The organism is Tautonia marina, from assembly GCF_009177065.1.
GTDB lineage: Bacteria > Planctomycetota > Planctomycetia > Isosphaerales > Isosphaeraceae > Tautonia > Tautonia marina.
In genome coordinates, this window is sequence record NZ_WEZF01000069.1 from 1 (window position 1) to 639 (window position 639).

At 62.1% G+C, this 639-nt stretch carries 2 pseudogenes; both read left to right on the forward strand.

The features are described from left to right. Window positions 1–366, forward strand: a pseudogene (locus GA615_RS27240) (squalene--hopene cyclase); the annotation flags it as partial. A gap of 3 nt (window positions 367–369) precedes the next feature. Next, window positions 370–639: pseudogene (locus GA615_RS28380) on the forward strand (hypothetical protein); the annotation flags it as partial.

Sequence of the window (639 nt, forward strand, 5' to 3'; positions counted from 1 at the left end):
CTGTTGGCCCTCCAGCTCGACGACGGTGGCTGGTCCACGGCGGGCTTGCTCACGGACTGGAGAGGACTCGCCCGCGATGACGGCCAACCGCTGGCCACCGATATCAGCGACGGCTACGGGACCGGCTTCGTGATCGTCGTCGCGCGGGAACTCGGTGTGCCGGCGGACGACCCGCGACTTGAGCGCGGCATCTCCTGGTTGCTGGCCAATCAGCGCGAGAGCGGGAAATGGTTCACCCGTTCGCCGGTCCAGGATTGCGGCAACCTCATTTCCAACGCGGGAAGCGCTTTCGACATCCTCGCCTTGCAGTCATGCGGCAAATTGCCCGGCTGGCCGTTTGGCACCACCGAACCAACAGGACGGTGAATCATGAAATCCCAATATCACTCGAACCGACGCCAGTTTGTACGAACAGTTGCCGCGACGGCAACCGCGGGCAGTCTTGTCAACGCCGGCTTTTCCAGCCTCGGGGCTACCGACACCGGGGTGATCGGCGAGACCGAACACTTTTTGTATCGCGGAGCCCCAGAGGGGCCGTACATCGACTCACAGCGCGACAATAAGGCCTTTGGATTCGGTAACGGACAGATTCTCTTGTCCGAGGACAATGGTCGGAGTTGGGCACACAACGCAGCCTTC